Origin of the sequence: Mesorhizobium loti R88b (assembly GCF_013170845.1) — a bacterium.
GTDB classification, from domain to species: Bacteria; Pseudomonadota; Alphaproteobacteria; order Rhizobiales; family Rhizobiaceae; genus Mesorhizobium; species Mesorhizobium loti_B.
The window spans coordinates 3,480,549-3,497,676 of record NZ_CP033367.1; the positions used below are offsets into that span (position 1 = coordinate 3,480,549).

14 protein-coding genes are annotated in these 17,128 nt (G+C 63.2%); 12 read left to right on the forward strand and 2 right to left on the reverse strand.

From position 1 onward, the window contains the following. The first annotated feature begins 18 nt into the window (after positions 1-18). The 5 genes from EB235_RS17080 (at position 19) to EB235_RS17100 (ending at position 5,320) form a co-directional block, all read left to right on the forward strand. Positions 19-1,104 (forward strand): Gfo/Idh/MocA family protein, encoded by a 1,086-nt coding sequence (locus EB235_RS17080; protein ID WP_027029852.1) that lies wholly within the window; start codon positions 19-21, stop codon positions 1,102-1,104. 55 nt (positions 1,105-1,159) lie between these two features. Continuing rightward, complete coding sequence (locus tag EB235_RS17085) at positions 1,160-2,074, forward strand: sugar phosphate isomerase/epimerase family protein (RefSeq protein WP_027029851.1); 915 nt, start codon at positions 1,160-1,162, stop codon at positions 2,072-2,074. Between the two features lie 53 nt (positions 2,075-2,127). Continuing rightward, positions 2,128-3,303: an aldose 1-epimerase family protein gene (locus tag EB235_RS17090; RefSeq protein ID WP_027029850.1), complete on the forward strand. Its 1,176-nt coding sequence runs from the start codon at positions 2,128-2,130 to the stop codon at positions 3,301-3,303. Positions 3,304-3,352: 49 nt separating this feature from the next. Next, a complete protein-coding gene (locus tag EB235_RS17095) occupies positions 3,353-4,435 on the forward strand; it encodes a fatty acid desaturase family protein (RefSeq protein ID WP_027029849.1) in 1,083 nt (360 codons plus the stop codon). An 84-nt stretch (positions 4,436-4,519) separates the two neighbouring features. Beyond that, positions 4,520-5,320, forward strand: a complete 801-nt coding sequence (locus EB235_RS17100; protein WP_027029848.1) for a 3-methyl-2-oxobutanoate hydroxymethyltransferase — start codon at positions 4,520-4,522, stop codon at positions 5,318-5,320. Here EB235_RS17100 and EB235_RS17105 read toward each other — a convergent pair. Both EB235_RS17105 and EB235_RS17110 read right to left on the reverse strand, forming a co-directional pair. After that, positions 5,285-6,802 carry an HAL/PAL/TAL family ammonia-lyase gene (locus tag EB235_RS17105; protein WP_027029847.1) on the reverse strand — a complete coding sequence of 506 codons (1,518 nt, stop codon included), beginning with the start codon at positions 6,800-6,802 and terminating at the stop codon, positions 5,285-5,287. The genes EB235_RS17100 and EB235_RS17105 overlap by 36 nt on opposite strands. Next, positions 6,799-7,800, reverse strand: coding sequence for an ornithine cyclodeaminase family protein (locus EB235_RS17110; protein ID WP_027029846.1), 1,002 nt, complete (start codon positions 7,798-7,800; stop codon positions 6,799-6,801). Before EB235_RS17110 ends, EB235_RS17105 begins: the two co-directional genes overlap by 4 nt. Positions 7,801-7,921: 121 nt before the next feature. Between EB235_RS17110 and EB235_RS17115 the strand changes: the two genes are divergently transcribed. From EB235_RS17115 to EB235_RS17145, 7 genes are all read left to right on the forward strand, one after another. Continuing rightward, entirely contained in the window at positions 7,922-9,355 is a 1,434-nt protein-coding gene (locus EB235_RS17115; RefSeq protein WP_027029845.1) for a DHA2 family efflux MFS transporter permease subunit, read from the forward strand. Between the two features lie 269 nt (positions 9,356-9,624). Beyond that, a complete protein-coding gene (locus EB235_RS17120) occupies positions 9,625-10,611 on the forward strand; it encodes an ABC transporter permease (RefSeq protein WP_027029844.1) in 987 nt (328 codons plus the stop codon). Between the two features lie 64 nt (positions 10,612-10,675). After that, positions 10,676-11,701, forward strand: a complete 1,026-nt coding sequence (locus tag EB235_RS17125) for a sugar ABC transporter substrate-binding protein (RefSeq protein ID WP_027029843.1) — start codon at positions 10,676-10,678, stop codon at positions 11,699-11,701. Positions 11,702-11,777: 76 nt separating this feature from the next. Then, positions 11,778-13,901, forward strand: coding sequence for an ABC transporter permease (locus EB235_RS17130; protein WP_027029842.1), 2,124 nt, complete (start codon positions 11,778-11,780; stop codon positions 13,899-13,901). Next, positions 13,898-14,953 (forward strand): hypothetical protein, encoded by a 1,056-nt coding sequence (locus EB235_RS17135; RefSeq protein WP_027029841.1) that lies wholly within the window; start codon positions 13,898-13,900, stop codon positions 14,951-14,953. Before EB235_RS17130 ends, EB235_RS17135 begins: the two co-directional genes overlap by 4 nt. Then, positions 14,953-16,449: a sugar ABC transporter ATP-binding protein gene (locus EB235_RS17140; protein ID WP_027029840.1), complete on the forward strand. Its 1,497-nt coding sequence runs from the start codon at positions 14,953-14,955 to the stop codon at positions 16,447-16,449. The genes EB235_RS17135 and EB235_RS17140 overlap by 1 nt, the downstream gene beginning before the upstream one ends. Positions 16,450-16,683: 234 nt before the next feature. After that, complete coding sequence (locus tag EB235_RS17145) at positions 16,684-17,091, forward strand: carboxymuconolactone decarboxylase family protein (protein WP_027029839.1); 408 nt, start codon at positions 16,684-16,686, stop codon at positions 17,089-17,091. Positions 17,092-17,128: the final 37 nt, after the last annotated feature.

Sequence of the window (17,128 nt, forward strand, 5' to 3'; positions counted from 1 at the left end):
GAGTTTCGGGAGGAAGACATGACAGCCAAAGGCTTCGAGCCGGACGTGAAGGTCCGCACCAAGGAATACAGGATCGGCTGCGTCGGCGCCGGCATGATCATGGCCGAGTGCCATCTCGCCGCCTATCACGAAGCGGGCTTTCCGGTCGTGGCGATCGCCTCGCGTACTCCCGCCAATGCGCAAAAGGTCGCGACACGCTGGGGCATCCCGACCGTGCACGACACGCCGGAACATCTGATCGAGGACACCAACGTCGAGATCATCGACCTGGCCTTTCCGCCCGACCTGCAGCCGGCGCTGATCCGCCATGCGCTGAAGCAGAAGCACATCAAGGCTGTTCTGGCGCAGAAGCCCTTGGCGCTGTCGGTCGAGGAAGCCGTCAAGCTGCGCGACGAGGCGGCGAAGGCCGGCAAGATCCTCTCGGTCAACCAGAACATGCGCTACGACCAGTCGATGCGCGTCTTGAAGCAGATCATGGACAGCGGCGCGCTGGGCGACATTGTCTTCGCCCAGATCGACATGCACGCCATCCCGCACTGGCAGAGCTTTCTCGAGGATTACGACCGGCTGACGCTCGCCAATATGAGCGTGCATCATCTCGACGTGCTGCGTTTCCTGTTTGGCGATCCCGATGAGATCACGACACTCACGCGGAAAGACCCGCGCACCAAATTCGACCATCTGGACGGCATCACCATCTCGACGCTGCGCTTCCCGTCAGGCGTTCTCGCCTTGTCGCTGGAGGATGTCTGGTCCGGCCCGCGCCAGGACGGTTACAAGGACGACCAGCACATCAACTGGCGCGTCGACGGCACCAAGGGTGTCGCCAAGGGCACGATCGGCTGGCCGACGGGTGCTGCCTCGACGCTGACTTATGCCTCGTCCGAGACCACCGGCGGCGAATGGGTCAGCCCGAGCTGGGAGACGATGTGGTTCCCGCATGCTTTCATCGGCGTGATGGAGCAGCTGCAGCACGCGGTGAAGGCCGGCACGCCGCCGGCGCTGTCCGTTGCCGACAACGTCAAGACCATGGCGCTGGTCGAAGCGGGCTACCGCTCGATGGCGGAAGGTCGCACGGTCAAGCTTTCCGAAATCGCTATCTGATCACCGCAACCGAAACACCAGACAACTGAATCGCTTACAGGGAGGAATTCACACCATGATGCAGGCAGGTATTTTCACGGGCTATTTCCCGTACGGCCTCGAAGAGACGGCAAATAAGATCCGCGGGCTCGGTTTCAACACGGTGCAGCTTGACCTGCATTTTCGGGATGTCGACCTGTCGGCCGGCCATATCACCAAGGACAAGGCGAAGAAGGTGCGCGACGTCTTCCGCGACCACAATCTGCCGGTCTGCTGCGTGTCGGGCTACACCAACATCATCCATCCCGACAAAGCGGAGCGCGACAAGCGCGTCGGCTACCTCAAGGAGATCATCCGCAACGCCCGCCATTTCGGCTCGCCTTACGTGATCTCGGAGACCGGGACCTACAACACCGAATCCGACTGGGTGCATCACCCCAAGAACAAGACCGAGGAAGGGTTCGAGGAATGCCGCAAGGTGATCGCCGACCTCGCGCAGACGGCGTACGACCATGGCGCGGTCTTCCTGCTCGAAACCTATGTCAACAACGTCGTCGGCTCCGTCGAGGAGACGGTGAAGATGTTCGCGCAGGTCGACCATCCCGGCCTTGGCCTGCTGATGGATCCGACCAACTATTTCGAGACCCACAACATAGACCGCATGGACCGGATCCTGAACCAGGTGTTCGACACGCTGACCGACAAGATCAAGATAGCCCACGCCAAGGACGTCAAGCGTTCGGGCGACGACAAGTCGGAGAAGCATGCCGATATCGGTGACGCCGATGCGATGGAAAGCCACACCTTCCGCGGCGTTGGCGAGATCGAACTGCCGGCGCCGGGCCTTGGCTCGCTGAACTACGATCTCTACCTCAAGCGGCTGGCGGAAAAGCATCCGAATATCCCGGTCATCATCGAGCATCTGTCGGAAGACGACGTGCCGCGCGCCAAAAAATTCCTCGACGGCAAATTCCGCGCCAACGGGCTTTGAGACGCACGCGGCGCAGCGAGGAACGACAGCAAAATGAAGGACGCCGTCGTCGCATGGTAGAGCTTTACGGCAAGACGCTGTCGCGTCGGCAAGTGGCCGAGCGGTCCGGCATGCTGTCGCAATTCGCCGGCGTGCGGCTGATGACGCTTGGCGACGGCGTCGAGCGCGGCATCCGCATGCTGGAGTTCCGCACCGGCTCGGGCCTGCGCTTCACCGCGCTGGTCGACCGGGCGCTTGATATCTCGGACTGTGACTTCAAGGGCCAGGCGATCGGCTGGCATTCGCCGAGCGGCTTTCGCCATCCCGGCCTGCACGACTATGAGGGGGAGAGCGGGCTCGCCTGGGCGCGCTCCTTCTCCGGCCTGCTCGTTACCTGCGGGCTGGATCACATATTGGGCCGGGAGGAGGTGCCGGCCGAGACCTACAATTATCCGGGCAAGAAAGCCGTCACCCATTCGCTGCACGGTCGCGTCGGCACGATCCCTGCGCGGCTGACCGGCTATGGCGAGCGCTGGGAGGGTGACCGCTGCGTGCTGTGGGCCGAAGGTGTCGTTCAGCAGTCGGCGGTGTTCGGCGAGGATCTGCATCTCATCCGTCGCATCGAGGCCGATGTCGGCGGCAACGAGATCCGGCTTTCCGACCGTGTCGTCAATCACGGCTTCAACCGCACGCCGCATATGTATTTCTACCACATCAATGTCAGCCATCCCTTGCTCGACGCGGGCTCGCGCTATCTGGCGCCGATCCGCGATGTGGTCTGGGCAGGCCATGCCGGCGAGCGCTATGAGGCGCAGAAGGTCGGCTACCGCACGGCGCCGGAACCGCAAATGCAATTCAGCGAGCAGGTCTGGCAGCACGAAATGGGCGCCGACGGGAAGGGCGAGGTGCCGGTGGCTGTCGTCAACGACCGGCTTGGCCTCGGCTTCGAAGTGGTGACGCGCAAGGACCAATTGCCTTGCGCCTATCAATGGCAAAACTTCCAGGCCGGGCAGTATGCGCTGGGCATCGAGCCTTCGACCCATCATGTGCTCGGCGATCTTGCCGCGCGTGAACGCGGCGAGATGATCTGGCTGGAGCATGGCGAAAGCCGGGCCTACGATTCGGTGTTTCGCGTCCTCGATGGCGTCGGGGAGATTGCGGCGGCGGAAGGCAGGATCTGCGCGATCGCCAGGCAGCCGCAGCAGGATTATCCCAGGCCGTCGGGAAATTTTCTGGGATTGGGGGCATGATGCGACAGGAATGCTCCGGCTGGCGGGCCGGAAACCGGAGGTCGGTGTGATGGGCAACAAGCGCGACTATAGCCTGGTCGGCGAAAGCACGCGGGCCGCGATCGAGACCGGCCTGGCGTCGGCCGAGTGGTACCACACCGACGTGCCGCGCAAGGCGATGAAGGAATTGATGCAGCGCTCGGACGGCCCGGCGATCCGCGACACCATCATCTGGATCGCCGCGATCCTGGGTTCCGCCGCCGGCATCGTCTGGTTCTGGGGCACGTGGTGGGTGGTGCCGTTCCTGTTCGTCTATGGTGTGCTCTACGGCTCGTCGAGCGACTCGCGCTGGCACGAATGCGGTCACGGCGCGGCGTTCCGCACGCGCTGGATGAACGATGTCGTCTACCACATCGCCTCCTTCATGCTGATGCGCAATCCCGTGCAATGGCGCTGGAGCCATGCCCGCCACCACACCGACACCATCATCGTCGGCCGCGACGCGGAGATCGCCGTCATGCGTCCGCCGGACCTGTTGAAGGCGGGACTGGCCTTCACCGGCATTCTCGACTTTCGCTATTCGCTGCCGACGCTGGTGCGCCAGGCCTTTGGCACGCTGTCGGACGACGAGAGGAGCTATATCCCCGAGATGGAGCAACACAAGGCCGTGGTCGCTGCCCGCTGGCACATTGCCGTGTACGTTGCGACGATCGCTTTCGCGATCGCGCTGGGGTCATGGATACCGCTGGTGCTGATCGGCCTGCCGCGCCTCTATGGCACCTGGCACATGGTGACGACAGGCCTGCTGCAGCATATCGGCCTCGCCGACAATGTGATCGACCACCGGCTCAACACCCGCACCGTCTACATGAACCCGATCAGCCGGTTCATCTACTGGAACATGAATTATCACGTCGAGCACCACATGTTCCCGATGGTGCCGTACCACGCGCTGCCCAAGCTGCACGAACTGATCAAGCACGATCTGCCCGAGCCGAACCCGTCAATGTGGCATGCCTATCGCGAGGTCTGGCCGGTCCTGCTCCGGCAGCTGAAATACGAGGATTATTACCTCAAGCGCGAATTGCCGCCGACGGCGAGGCCCTATCGCGGCGAGTTCCACGAGGTCGACATGTCGGCTGCGGCCGAATAGCGGTGCCGTCAGCTATCCGGTCAGCCTCTCGGCCGGTAAAGTGATGACATCAACTGAACGCCTGCTGCCAAACAAGGATATCCGATGAGCCGAAAGAGACCGACCGTCGCCGATTTGCGGGCGATGAAGGGCAAGCGCCAGCTGACCATGCTGCGTGTGCTCAACCTGGACGAGGCGGAGGCCGCCGAACGGGCAGGGGTCGACATCGTCTCGGTGCCGCCCGAGCTGGTGCTCAACCCGCAATACCGCGATGCGGCGCCCAGCCTTTTCACCATGCCGGGCGAGAATTTCTTCGAGGTCGGTACGGCGGATGATTTCGTCCGCTGGGCTTTCCGGCTCTACAAGGCAAGCGCCGATGCGGTCTATTGCAGCGCCGGCTATGCCACGATCAAGCGCATGGCCGACGACGCAATCCCGGTGATCGGCCATGTCGGGCTCATTCCTTCCCGCGCCACCTGGACCGGCGGCTTCAAGGCGGTCGGCAAGACCGCTGACACCGCCATGCAGATATTCGAGGCGGTGAAGCAACTGGAGGCGGCCGGCGCCATCGGTGCCGAGATCGAAGTTGTGCCGGTCGAGGTGGCCAAGGCGATCTCGGAGCGCACGCCGCTGATCATGCTGTCGATGGGAGCGGGCACAGGCTGCGACGCGCAATATCTGTTCGCCGACGACATTCTTGGCCAGAACCGGGGCCACATGCCGCGCCACTCCAAGGTCTACCGCAATTTCGCCGCCGAATATGATCGGCTGCAGGCGGAGCGGGTGGCTGCATTCTCCGAATATGTCGGCGACGTCAACAGCGGCGCCTATCCCGAGGACAGGCACATCGTGCACATGGACCCGGCCGAGCTACGCCTGTTCCTGGACAAGGTCGGCCGGAAGTAGACCCGGCTGCCAATTGCCGCCGGCAAGCGCGGCGTGCAGCGCTTCGGCGTCTATGCCGAGCGGCCGATCCTCCTTTAGCGCTGGCACGAGCGCACGGATCGCCGCTTGGACAGCCGATGTGCGTGGCGCCAGCTTCAATCCTTCGCGCAGGTCGACCGCTTGCGCGGCCGCCATCAGTTCGAAGGCGATCAGCCGCCGCCACAGCGCGATCATCCCGGCGCATTTCGCAACGGCAAGGGGTGACTGGGTTGCGTGATCCTCGACGCCTTCCGAAACGGGCAGAAAGTCGAGCATCACCGGATTGGCCTTGTGGCGAATGCTGGCCAGGATCGACGTCGCCGTCTTCTGCAGCGGCACGAAACCGGCCGACGCGCCACCGATGGGCGACAGATATTTCGGCAGGCCGTTGCGGCCCGAGCCGGTGAGCTGAATGAAGCGGGCGACGCTCGCTGCGGCGCATTGGGCGATGGCCAGGCCAAGCGTCTCGAAGGCGAGCGAGAGCGATGCGGTGTGGAAATTGCCGGTCGACAGCACCAGTTCGTCGTCGCCTAGCACCAGCGGGTTGTCGGCGGCGGCGTTGAGCTCGATCTCGACGGCACGTTTGGCCTGGCCGATCGCCTCGATCAGCACGCCATGGATCGACGGCATGCAGCGGATCGACAGCGGATCCTGTATCGTGGTCGGCACCGGCGCCTCGTCGCGAGCGAGCAGATCATGCAGAGCCTTGGCTGCCTCCTGTTGGCCGGCGGCCGGGCGCGCCATCTGCAGGCGCGGATCGAGGATGGTGCGGTTGGCGCCTAAGCCTTCCATGGTCAGCGCGCCGGCCTGCTGCTGCTGGGCCAGAGCGGACAACGCATCCGTCACCGCCAGCGCACCGCTGCCGGAGGAGACCGCCGAGGCATTGATCAGCGACAGCCCGTCCTTGGGCGCCAGGTTGATGGGGGCGAGGCGCCCCATCATAAGCGCCTTGGCCGCCGGCATGCGCCTTCCCTGATAGTCGGCTTCGCCTTCGCCGATCAGCAGGCGGGCAAGCGCCGTCATCAGCACGAGGTCGCCGGCGCCGATCGAGCCGAGCGACGGCATCACCGGATGAACGCCTGCATTGAGCGCATCGACCAGAGCGATGAAGACGGCGGGCGACAGGCCGGAGCCGCCGGCGGACAGCATCGCCAAGCGGGCGAGCATGGTGGCCCGCACGATTTCGACCGGCAAGGCTTCGCCGACCGCGCCGCTGCGGCCCTCAAGCAACTGGCGTTGGAAGGCGCTGGCGTCGCCTTCCACGGAGGTGCCGAGATTGGCGCCTAGCGCGGTGTTCAGGCCGTAGATCTGCTGGCCGGAGGCGGCGGCTTGGTCGAGCACCTTTCGCGCCTTTTCCAGCCTGCCGATGATTTCTGGCCCGATCTCCACCTTGCGCGCTTCGCGGGCGACGCTGGCGACATCACCGACACTGACGCCGGCTCCGGTGAGGACGAGCGCGCTCATGCGAAACGCAGCCTCTGGCCGATGCCGTTTTCTCCGGCCTTGGCGAGCATCGCCTTGCCCAGTGCAATGTCGGAGAGTGACAGCCCGCGATGCCAGAACAGGATGGTTTCGTCGTCGCTTTCACGCCCGGACTTGAGGCCGGCGGCGATCTGGCCAAGCTCGGCATGCAGCGTCTTTTCGGAGAGCCTTCCGGTCTCGACATGGGCGCGCAGCGAGCCGAACTTGCCGCCCTTGCACTGGCCCCAGTCGTCGACGACCATCTTCTGCATGATGTCGGTCAGCGACAGCTCCACCGCGCTCATCGTGCCGTAGGGCACGACCAGCGCACCGGGCTTGATCCATTCGGTCTTGAGCAGCGGTTGCGGCTCCGGCAGCCGCGAGGCCTCGACGACGATGTCGGCACCCCTGACGCAGCTCTCCCAGTCGGCGACCGCCGTGACTTTCTTGCCGAGATCGGCGGAGAGCTTGGCGGCAAAACCGTCGCGGCTTTCCGGGCGGCGCGAATGGACGCGGACCTCATCGAAATCGAAGAGATGGTCGAGCAGCCGCACATTCCAGTAGGCGGTGCCGCGCGCGCCGATATGGGCAAGCACCTTGGAATTCCTGCGCGCCAGATGCTTGGCGCCGATGGCGGTTACGGCGCCGGTGCGCATGTCGGTGATGACGGTGGCATCGAGGATGGCGCGCGGCGTGCCGGTGCGTGGATCGAACAAATTGAGGATGCCGAATTCGGAGGGCAGGCCGTGCAGATAGTTGTCGACATAGTCGCCGACGATTTTCACGCCTGCCGTGTCGAGCGGCGCCACATAGCCGCGCAAGACATTGAAATGGCCGTGGAAGGAAGGGTCCGGTTCCAGGTGGACACGCGGCTCGATCACCGTCTGGCCCTTGCCCTGGGCGACAAGGCCAGCTTCGACGGCGGCAATGATTTCACCATCGGTCATGGCAAGCGCTTCGATGTCGAGGGCATTGAGATAGTCGATATAGATGGGCTTCATTTTACGCGCGCACTTTCCTCGGTCGCCCCGTCCCTCCCATAGCAGGCCACGACGCGACACGAAAGTTTGTTGCGCTGTGTCTGGACGCGGCCGGCCATATACTGTTCAAACCGGTTCCGTCATGACTGCCATTCCCGAGACTGAAGCCTTACCCGAAACGGCCACCAATGCGCGGCGCGTGGCGCTGATCGTCGCCATCGCCTTCTTCATGCAGCTGCTGGATTCGACCATCATCTCGACCTCGCTGCCGCAGATGGGCGCCTCCTTCGGCGTGCCGGCGGTGGCGATGAGCATCGGCATCACCGTCTATATGCTGACCATGGCGGTGTTCGTGCCGCTGTCTGGCTGGCTCGCCGACCGTTTTGGCGCGCGCAACATCTTCCTGCTGGCGATTGTCCTGTTCACGCTGGCTTCGCTCGCCTGCGGTTTCTCGCAAAATCTGACGCAGTTCGTCGTTGCCCGCATCGTGCAGGGGCTGGGCAGTGCGCTGATGACGCCGGTCGGGCGCATTCTCGTGCTGCGCAACGCTTCGAAATCCGAGCTGCTCAACGCCACCGCGCTCATCACCTGGCCGGCGCTGTTCGCGCCGGTGATCGGGCCGGTGCTTGGCGGCTTCATCACCACCTATTTGTCCTGGCACTGGAATTTCTTCATCAACATACCGCTTGGGCTGATCGGGCTGGCGCTTGTCGCGCGCTTCATTCCGGGCGATCGCGAGCCCGATCCCAAGCCTCTCGACTGGCCGGGCTTTTTCCTGACATCGACTGGGCTGGCCTTGCTGCTCTACGGGCTCGAGCGTATCGCGCATCCGGAGGACGGTGCGTTGCCGACCGTGCTGTTGATCGTTGCCGGTATCATCGTCTCCTGGCTGGCTGTGCGGCATCTTAGGCGCGCGCCGCATCCGCTGCTCGATCTCTCTTCGTTCAAGGTGCTGACCTTCGCCATCTCGACGCTCGCTGCCGGCACCATCTTCCGGGTGGCGATCAATGCCACGCCGTTCCTGCTGCCGCTTTTGTTCCAGGTCGGCTTCGGCCTGTCACCCGTCGATGCCGGCCTGATGATCCTGGCCTATTTCCTGGGCAATCTCGGCATGAAGACGGTGACGACGCCAACGCTGCGGCGTTTCGGTTTCCGCTCGGTGATGGTGGTCAACGGTATCATCGCCTCGGCCTCGATCATGGCTTGCGGGGCGATCTCGCCGCAGACGCCGCAGGCGCTGGTGGTGGCGCTGATGCTGATCGCCGGCCTGTCGCGCTCGATGCAGTTCACGGCGCTCAACACGCTGGCCTTCGCTGATATCGACGCGGCGCAGCGCAGTTCGGCGGCGACGCTGTCGTCCATGCTGCAGCAGGTGGCGATGCTGTTCGGCGTCGCTGTGGCGGCGGCGATCCTCAACCTGTCGCAGATCGCGAGAGCGAAGCCGGCCCTCGACCTCGTCGATTTTCGAATCGCCTTCCTGGTGATCGGTGCCGTCGGGCTGGTGGCGGCGCTCCGTTTTCTGGTGTTGCCGCCCGCCGCCGGGGCAGAGGTTTCCGGCCATGCGCCGGGGAACTGAAATCGAATTTCTGCGGCCTTGGCGGAGATAAATTCCGCCTCATCCTTTCGCCTTGATGCAGCCCTTTCGCGAAACGCGGTGACCGCGCAATCGATTGCCAAAAATGTAGCAGTTTCCGCGCATTGCGCCAGCTTCGGCAATCGATGCGTCCACTCGGTGAATATCGACAGGAAGCGTCTTTCTGAACGCGGATTCAGTTGACGAACCGACGCTGAGCCGCTTAGCTCTGCTTTCGGGATGGCAGCGCTGCCATCGGGGCAAATGCAGACATGAACGCGATTGGCTGGCTAAATCTCAGGAGCCTGAATCAGGAAGGCATTGTCTTTGCCATCGCGGTGGTGCTGTTCGTCGCCGCTGCCATTGGCCTGCCCGGCTTCATCGACCCCAACAATCTCGTCGCCATCGTCAGATCCGTGTCGGTGCTGGGCATATTGGCCCTCGGCATGGCCGTCGTCATCATCGGCCGTGGCATCGACCTCTCCGCTGTGGCAATCATGGCGATGTCGGTTGCCTGGTACCTGCAACTGCTCAACACCGGAACTCCCGATGGGCTGGCATTCGCCTATGTGCTGGCAGGCGTGCTCGCCATCGGTCTGCTCAATGGTTTTCTCGTTGCCTATGCCGACGTGCCGGCGATCTTCGTGACACTCGCGACCGGCTCCTTCGTCTTCGGCTATGTGCGCTCGCAACTGATCACGCAGGATGCGGTGCCGGTGCCGCAGGGCCATTGGGTAGAGCTGCTCGGCGGCCTGCGCTTCCTCGATATCCCGATCGAAGTCTTCGTCTTCGCCGGCCTTGCCTTCCTGTTCTTCCTGTTCCTGCGCTACACCAAATGGGGGCGCTACATCTATTTCGCCGGCGACAATCCGGTCGCCGCGCGCAACATCGGCATTCCGGTGCGGCCCATGCTGGTGCTGCGCTATGTACTCTCCGCTTTCGTGGCGCTGGTCGCCGGCTTGCTGACGGCGGCCAGCCTGCACTCGATCAACACCCGCATCGTCAATTCGACGCTGCTCTACGACATCGTGCTGGTGGCGGTGATCGGCGGCATCGGCCTGTCGGGCGGGCGAGGCGGGGTGCGCAACGTGCTGGTCGGAGCCGCGCTGATCGGCATCCTGCTCAACGCCATGACCATCATCGACATTCCGCTGCTTTACCAAAATCTGATCAAGGCGGCGATCCTGCTTGGCGCCATCATCGTCGACGGCATCATCAATCCGCGCGACGAACAGACCGCGCAACAGGGCGACATTTAGACCGGAACTGCGGCGGACGGTTGGAGCCGGCCGCCGATAACAAAACCAAACCAGAGGATGTGACATGAAACTGATCAGAACACTCATGGCCGCCGCAACGGCGCTCGCTGTTACCGCCTTCGTGGCGCCGACCTTCGCCGCCGACGATCCCGGCCCGGCTGCGTACGCACAGGCGCTGAAGGGCAAGCGCGTCATGCTGGTGCCGCTGGCGATGGGCTTCGACCTGGCGCAGGGCTGGGCGCATTACCTGAAGAAGGAAGTCGACGCTTGGGGTGGCACGTTCGAGACGCGCGATCCGAATTGGGTCGTCGATGCCGGCGCGCAGGCGATCACCGACGCCATCTCGTCGGACACCAGGCCTGACGTGCTGATCATCCACGCGCCGGACCTCAATTCCTATTCCAAGCTGATGAAGAAGGCGCAGGCCGCCGGCACCTATGTCATTCTGGTCGATAACCCCGCCAACTTCCCCGCCGATGCCTTTGTCGGCAGCGACTGGGACCGGCTTGGCCAGCTTGAGGCCGAAGCGGCGATCAAGGGCTGCGGCCCGAACTCGTCGAAGAAGATCGGTCTGGTGCAGGGCGACCAGGCGAACTCTTCTAGTCTCTATCAGTATGCCGGTATCATGAAGGTGCTGGACAAGCATCCCGACTTCAAGGTGGTTGCCAAGCCCGACTCCAACTGGGATGCGACGACCTCGCGCAATGTGACGACGACGATGCTGCAGCAGAATCCGGATATCTGCTCGATCATCGATTTCTGGGATGGCGACGCCACCGGCGCATCCGCCGCGATCCGCGACGCCAAGCTCGACGGCAAGGTGTTTCTGGTCACCACCGGCGGCGGTGAGAAGGCTGCCGATTGCGACAAGTTGGCCGACGGCACCTATGGCGCCGTGGTGATGACCGATCTTGCCCGTCAGTCGGGCGACATGAACGCCATCATCAAGTTCCTGCTGCAGAGCGGCCAGCCGGCCGGCACCTCGCACACCTACATCTACACGCTGGAGAAGGCGACGACCAAGGCTGACCTCAAGCCCGACAGCTGCTGGGATTTGAAGGCGCTGCAGGCCGAAGCGGCGGCGAAATAAGCCCGACGTTTCCAATCGATATCAACGAGGTGGCCGGATTGCCCCGGCCGCCTCTTTCTCTTGCTGCAGTGACCTGATGTCCTTTCGTGAACGCCTTCAGTCCTGGCGCTACAATCTTGTGCCCGACCATCTGGTCGGCGAGATCCTGACCAAACGCTGGACCGACAACGCCATCCCATTCCTGGCGCTGGTGGTGACATTGGCGACCTTCGGCTCGATCATTCCGGGCTTCTTCAAGCTGACCTCGCTGCAGGAATCGACCCGCCAGCTCGGCGAGTTCTCGATGGTCGTCACCGGCATGACAGTGGTGATGCTGGGCGGCGGCATCGATCTCTCGGTCGGCTCGATCTTCGCGCTGTCGTGTTTCTCCGCCGTCTATGTCTTCTTCATCCTCGAACAGTCGATCTGGCTGGCGCTGGCCGCTTCACTCGCCACAGGCCTTATCTTCGGTGCGGTCAACGGATACCTCGTCGGATATCTGCGGCTGCGCGCCTTTCTCACCACGCTGGTCACCTTCATTTTCGGGCGGGCGCTGTTCGACATTCTCGTCACCACCTATGCCGCCGACGTGCAGCTTTCGCAGGCAACCTCGGATGTGCTCGATTTCATCGGCGACAGCACGTTCTGGGGGCTCTCGGTCTCGGTGTGGCTGGCGATCATCCTCGCCATCGTCACGCATATCGCGCTGACGCGTTCGCGGCCCGGCTGGCACGTGCTGGCGGTCGGCGGCTCACGGCGCTCGGCGCACAATGCGGGCATTCGCGTGCGCCGCACCGTGTTCATGACCTATGTCTTCTCCGGGTTTTGCGCCTCGATCGGTGGCTTTCTCATTGCATGCCGTTTGAGCGGGGCAGGGCCGGGAACCGGCCTCAACCTCGAAATCATGGCGCTCACAGCGGCGGTGGTCGGCGGCGTCAGCCTCGGTGGGGGGCGCGGCTCGGTGATCAAGGGGCTGATGGGCGCCATCATCGTGTTGACGATGACCAACGGACTGATCCGGTTGGGCTATGGCACCGGCACCAACCAGATGGTGCTCGGCATCATGCTGGCAGTGGCGGTGACCATCGACATCCGCTGGCTGAAGAACCGCCACAAGGTGCTGAACGAAGTCTATGTCGCGCCGGTCTATCTCAAGATGGGCGAGACGCAGTCGGCGGTGCCGGGCTCCGGCACGCCTTACGCGCTCGACAACAGGTTGTCTGCGGCCGACCATATCGGGCTCGGTGAGCTGGAGGGGCCGGAAGATGTCATCCTCGACCGCGACGACCATCTCTATTGCGGCACCCGCCATGGCGAGATCGTCCGCTTCTTCGCGCCGGACTATGTCAGGTCGGAAGTGTTTGCTCACATTGGCGGTTTTCCGCTGGGTCTCGCTTTCGACAAGGCAGGCAATCTGATCAGCTGCGTCGGCGCCATGGGGCTTTATTCCGTGTCTCCGGAGCGCGAAGTGAAGCGCCTGTCGGCGGAGACGTCGCGTTCCTGGACCTCGATCGTCGACGATGCGCGGCTGCGTGACCCCAATGACTGCGATATTGCGCCCGACGGCCGCATCTATTTCACCGACTCGACGAAGCGCTATGACGCCCATGACTGGGCGCTGGACTCGATCGAGAACCGCGCCACCGGCCGGTTGCTGGTCTACGATCCCAGGGATGGGTCGACCAAGACGCTGCTCGACGGCTATCGCTACACCAATGGTGTCTGCATGGCGCATGACGGCAAGTCGCTGTTCTTTGCCGAAAGCTGGGCCTGCCGCGTGCATCGTTACTGGCTGGAGGGGCCGAAGGCCGGCACCGCCGAATGCGTGATCCGCGACATGCCGGGCTATCCCGACAACATCAACCGGGCATCGGACGGCAATTACTGGATGGCGTGGCTCGGCATGCGCACGCCGAGCTTCGACCTGTCGCTGCGACATCCCGACATGCGCAAGCGCATGACGCGCCGGCTGCCGCAGGACGAATGGCTGTTTCCCAACATCAACACCGGCGGCGTGGTGAAATTCACGGAGAAGGGCGGCATCGTCGAGGCGATGGGCGACCTCTCCGGCGGTGCGCACCCGATGGTCACCTCGATGCGCGAGCACAAGGGTTTTCTTTTTGTTGGCGGCATCCTCAACAACCGCATTGGCCGCTACAAGATTGAGGGCGCTGACCCGAATTGGACCAGCCCGGCTTCCTATTGGGGAGCAAAGCCATGATCCTCGATCCGATCCTGGATATGTTTCGCGGCAAGGCGGTCACCATCCCGCCGCTTGATGGCGCCTTCCGACCCAATACGCGGCTGGATGATGCGCCGGCATTTGCCGAGCTGACCGAGCCGGATAATTTGCTGGTCTCTGGCGATAGGCTGCTCGCCTCCAGCGGCAACGCCGTCTATTCGCTTGCCGGTGGAAGCGAGCCCAAAATTGTCGAGACCCTCCCGTCCCTCGTGACGGCACTAGCGCTGTCGCCATCGGGTGAAGTGACGGTTAGCCTCGAAAGCGGCAAGCTGCTGATGTCAGGCAAGGAGGTTTCGCTGCCGGCGGAGGTCCGCTGCATCACCGCACTTGCCTATGCCGAAGACGGCACGCTGTGGCTGGCTAATGGTTCGGCCGAGCATGCGCCATCGCAGTGGGCGGCGGACTTGATGAAGAAGGGCGCGTCCGGTTCGCTTTGGAAACGGGATGTGGCAGGCGGCGAATTCCGCAAGGTCGCCGGCGATCTCGCTTTTCCCTATGGGCTCCACCCCATCGGCGGTGATGTGCTGGTCAGCGAAAGCTGGCGCCATCAGCTCATCCGTTTCGATGGCACGACCGGCAGCCGTTCGACAGTGCTGACGCATCTGCCCGGCTACCCGGCGCGGCTGTCACCGGCCGCCGCTGGTGGAGCCTGGCTGAGCCTGTTTGCGCCGCGCAACCGGCTGATCGAATTCGTGCTGCAGGAAACGCACTACCGTCAGGACATGATCGACCAGGTGCCGCCGGCCTACTGGATCGCGCCGGCGCTGGCCTCCAGTCGCAGCTTCCTTGAGCCGCTGCAATGCGGCGGCATCCGCACCATGGGCATCCACAAGCCGTGGTCGCCGAGCCGTTCCTATGGGCTGGTCGTCAGGCTCGATCCAAAAATGCAGCCGCAATTCAGCCTGCACAGCCGCGCCAATGGCACGCGCCATGGCATTTGCAGCGTGGCGGAAAAGGATGGCAGGTTGTTCATCGCTTCCAGGGGCGGTGATTGCGTGCTGGCTGTCGACATTGCTCCGGGAGGTTTCTGATGGAACCGATCGTTCGTCTGGAAAACGTCACCAAGAACTATCGCGGCGTGCCGGCAGTGAAGAACGTCACCTTCGAGTTGCGCAAGGGCGAAATCCACGCGCTGCTCGGCGAGAATGGCGCGGGAAAATCGACGCTGACCAAGATTATCGCCGGCGTCGTCGACGCCACCTCAGGCAAGATGTTCCACAAGGGCCGGGAGATCGCCTACGCATCGCCGCATGCGGCGCTCGAAGCCGGCATCGCCATGGTGTTCCAGGAGACCAGCCTGGTGCCGTCGATGACGGTGGCGCAGAACCTTTATCTCGGCACGGAAAAGTTCCTGAACCGGCTGCGCGGCACCTACATCTCCGCACAGCAATTCCTGCAGTCGCTGAACTTTCCGGTCGATCCGAACGCCATGGTGGCGACGCTGGGTGCAGCCAAGCGGCAGATGGTCGAGATCGCGCGCGCCGTGCACCACAATGCCGAGATCATCATCTTCGACGAGCCGACGGCGACGCTGACGCCGGAGGAAAAGCGCCACTTCTTCGCGCTGATCCGGCGGCTGAAGGCGAGCGGTGTGTCCATCGTCTTCATCAGCCATGCGCTGGAAGAGGCGCTGATGATTGCCGACCGCATCACCATCCTGCGCGACGGCGAGCTTGTCATCACCGACGACACATCGGCCTTCGACCGCGACAAGATCGTCGCTGCCATGGTCGGGCGCACGCTTTCGGGGCAGATCTATCGCCAGCGCGACGAGGCCAAGCTGCGCAAGGCCGGCAAGAAGGTGCTGTCGGTGCAGGACATTTCGATGAGCAATGTCGTGCGCAACACGTCCTTTTCTATTTTCGAGGGTCAGATCACCGGCGTGTTCGGGCTGATCGGCTCCGGCCGCACAGAGACCTTCAAGATCGTCTCCGGCATCTACAAGCGCGACTTTTTGCGTGGTGGCGCGATCGAGCTGGACGACAGACCGGTACGCTATCTCGTGCCGAGTGAAGCGGTGGCCGACGGCATCGTCTACGTCACCGAGGACCGCAAGAGTGAGGGCATTTTCGAGACGATGGGCATTGCCGAGAATTTGTTTGGCGGGCTGCTGGCCGCTGGCCGTGAAAAGGCCTGGGTGATCAACCAGCAGGAGATGCGTACGCTTTCAGCCGAGTGGACGAAGACACTGAACATCAAGGCGATCAATGACAATGCGCGCGTCGTCGAACTCTCCGGCGGCAACCAGCAAAAGGTGGTGATCGGCAAGGGGCTGGTGCAGCTGCCGCGCATCGTCATCTTCGACGAGCCGACGCGCGGCGTCGACGTCGGCGCCATCGCCGAGATCCACCAGATCATCAACCGGCTGGCCGACGAGGGGCTCGCCGTCGTCGTCATCTCGTCCTACCTGCCGGAGATCATGAACCTGTCGGACCGGATTCTCGTCTGCCGTCAGGGGCGCATCGTGGAAGAATTCTCGCCGGCGGAGGCGACGGAGGAGAAGATCATGTACGCGGCGGTGCATTAGATTCAGGTGAGGCCGGCCTGCAAATGGCGGCTTCCTGCGCTTCCCCGTTCTACTGCGTTGCAGTAGAACTGTGCTCACGTACGAAAAGTACGCTCCGCTCCGGTTCTCGGAAGCCACCATTTTCGACTCGGCCCGACCTGAATCTCCACGCCAGCGCTGGAAAAGTGAATCGGGCGAGTGGATTGGCCGCGATTGCTCAAGACCTGATTCAATTCACACACGAGAGGAAACACCATGGCCACCACGAAACTCCTCAGCGATGCCGACGTCGAAAAGATCCCGGCGGTGAAGGCCGTGTTCGACGATATCCGCGCGACGCGGAAATCCGACTTCGTCAACAATTTCTGGCGCGGGCTGGCCAATGATCCGGCGTCGCTGAAGCGGGTGTGGGAGCAGCTCAAGGTGGTGATGGTTGCTGATAGCGCCATCGATCCGTTGACCAAGGAGATGATCTACATCGCGGTGTCGACGGCCAATGGCTGCTCCTACTGCGTTCATTCGCACACGGCGGCGGCACGCGCGAAAGGTATGACCGATGCGCAGCATGGCGAGCTGGTGTCGATCATCGGGCTCGCCGGCCAGACCAACCATCTGGTGACGGCGATGCAGATCCCGGTCGATTCGCAATTCGAGGTGAAGTGAGCCGGACTTTCCGCTGCGCCGCCACAAGATTGTGAGC

What these genes read in the sequence shown, in the direction of transcription:
- EB235_RS17080 (WP_027029852.1), top strand. Translation starts at nt 19, where the DNA reads ATGACAGCCAAAGGCTTCGAGCCGGACGTGAAGGTCCGCACCAAGGAA.
- EB235_RS17085 (WP_027029851.1), top strand. Translation starts at nt 1,160, where the DNA reads ATGATGCAGGCAGGTATTTTCACGGGCTATTTCCCGTACGGCCTCGAA.
- EB235_RS17090 (WP_027029850.1), top strand. Translation starts at nt 2,128, where the DNA reads ATGGTAGAGCTTTACGGCAAGACGCTGTCGCGTCGGCAAGTGGCCGAG.
- EB235_RS17095 (WP_027029849.1), top strand. Translation starts at nt 3,353, where the DNA reads ATGGGCAACAAGCGCGACTATAGCCTGGTCGGCGAAAGCACGCGGGCC.
- EB235_RS17100 (WP_027029848.1), top strand. Translation starts at nt 4,520, where the DNA reads ATGAGCCGAAAGAGACCGACCGTCGCCGATTTGCGGGCGATGAAGGGC.
- EB235_RS17105 (WP_027029847.1), bottom strand. Translation starts at nt 6,802, where the DNA reads ATGAGCGCGCTCGTCCTCACCGGAGCCGGCGTCAGTGTCGGTGATGTC.
- EB235_RS17110 (WP_027029846.1), bottom strand. Translation starts at nt 7,800, where the DNA reads ATGAAGCCCATCTATATCGACTATCTCAATGCCCTCGACATCGAAGCG.
- EB235_RS17115 (WP_027029845.1), top strand. Translation starts at nt 7,922, where the DNA reads ATGACTGCCATTCCCGAGACTGAAGCCTTACCCGAAACGGCCACCAAT.
- EB235_RS17120 (WP_027029844.1), top strand. Translation starts at nt 9,625, where the DNA reads ATGAACGCGATTGGCTGGCTAAATCTCAGGAGCCTGAATCAGGAAGGC.
- EB235_RS17125 (WP_027029843.1), top strand. Translation starts at nt 10,676, where the DNA reads ATGAAACTGATCAGAACACTCATGGCCGCCGCAACGGCGCTCGCTGTT.
- EB235_RS17130 (WP_027029842.1), top strand. Translation starts at nt 11,778, where the DNA reads ATGTCCTTTCGTGAACGCCTTCAGTCCTGGCGCTACAATCTTGTGCCC.
- EB235_RS17135 (WP_027029841.1), top strand. Translation starts at nt 13,898, where the DNA reads ATGATCCTCGATCCGATCCTGGATATGTTTCGCGGCAAGGCGGTCACC.
- EB235_RS17140 (WP_027029840.1), top strand. Translation starts at nt 14,953, where the DNA reads ATGGAACCGATCGTTCGTCTGGAAAACGTCACCAAGAACTATCGCGGC.
- EB235_RS17145 (WP_027029839.1), top strand. Translation starts at nt 16,684, where the DNA reads ATGGCCACCACGAAACTCCTCAGCGATGCCGACGTCGAAAAGATCCCG.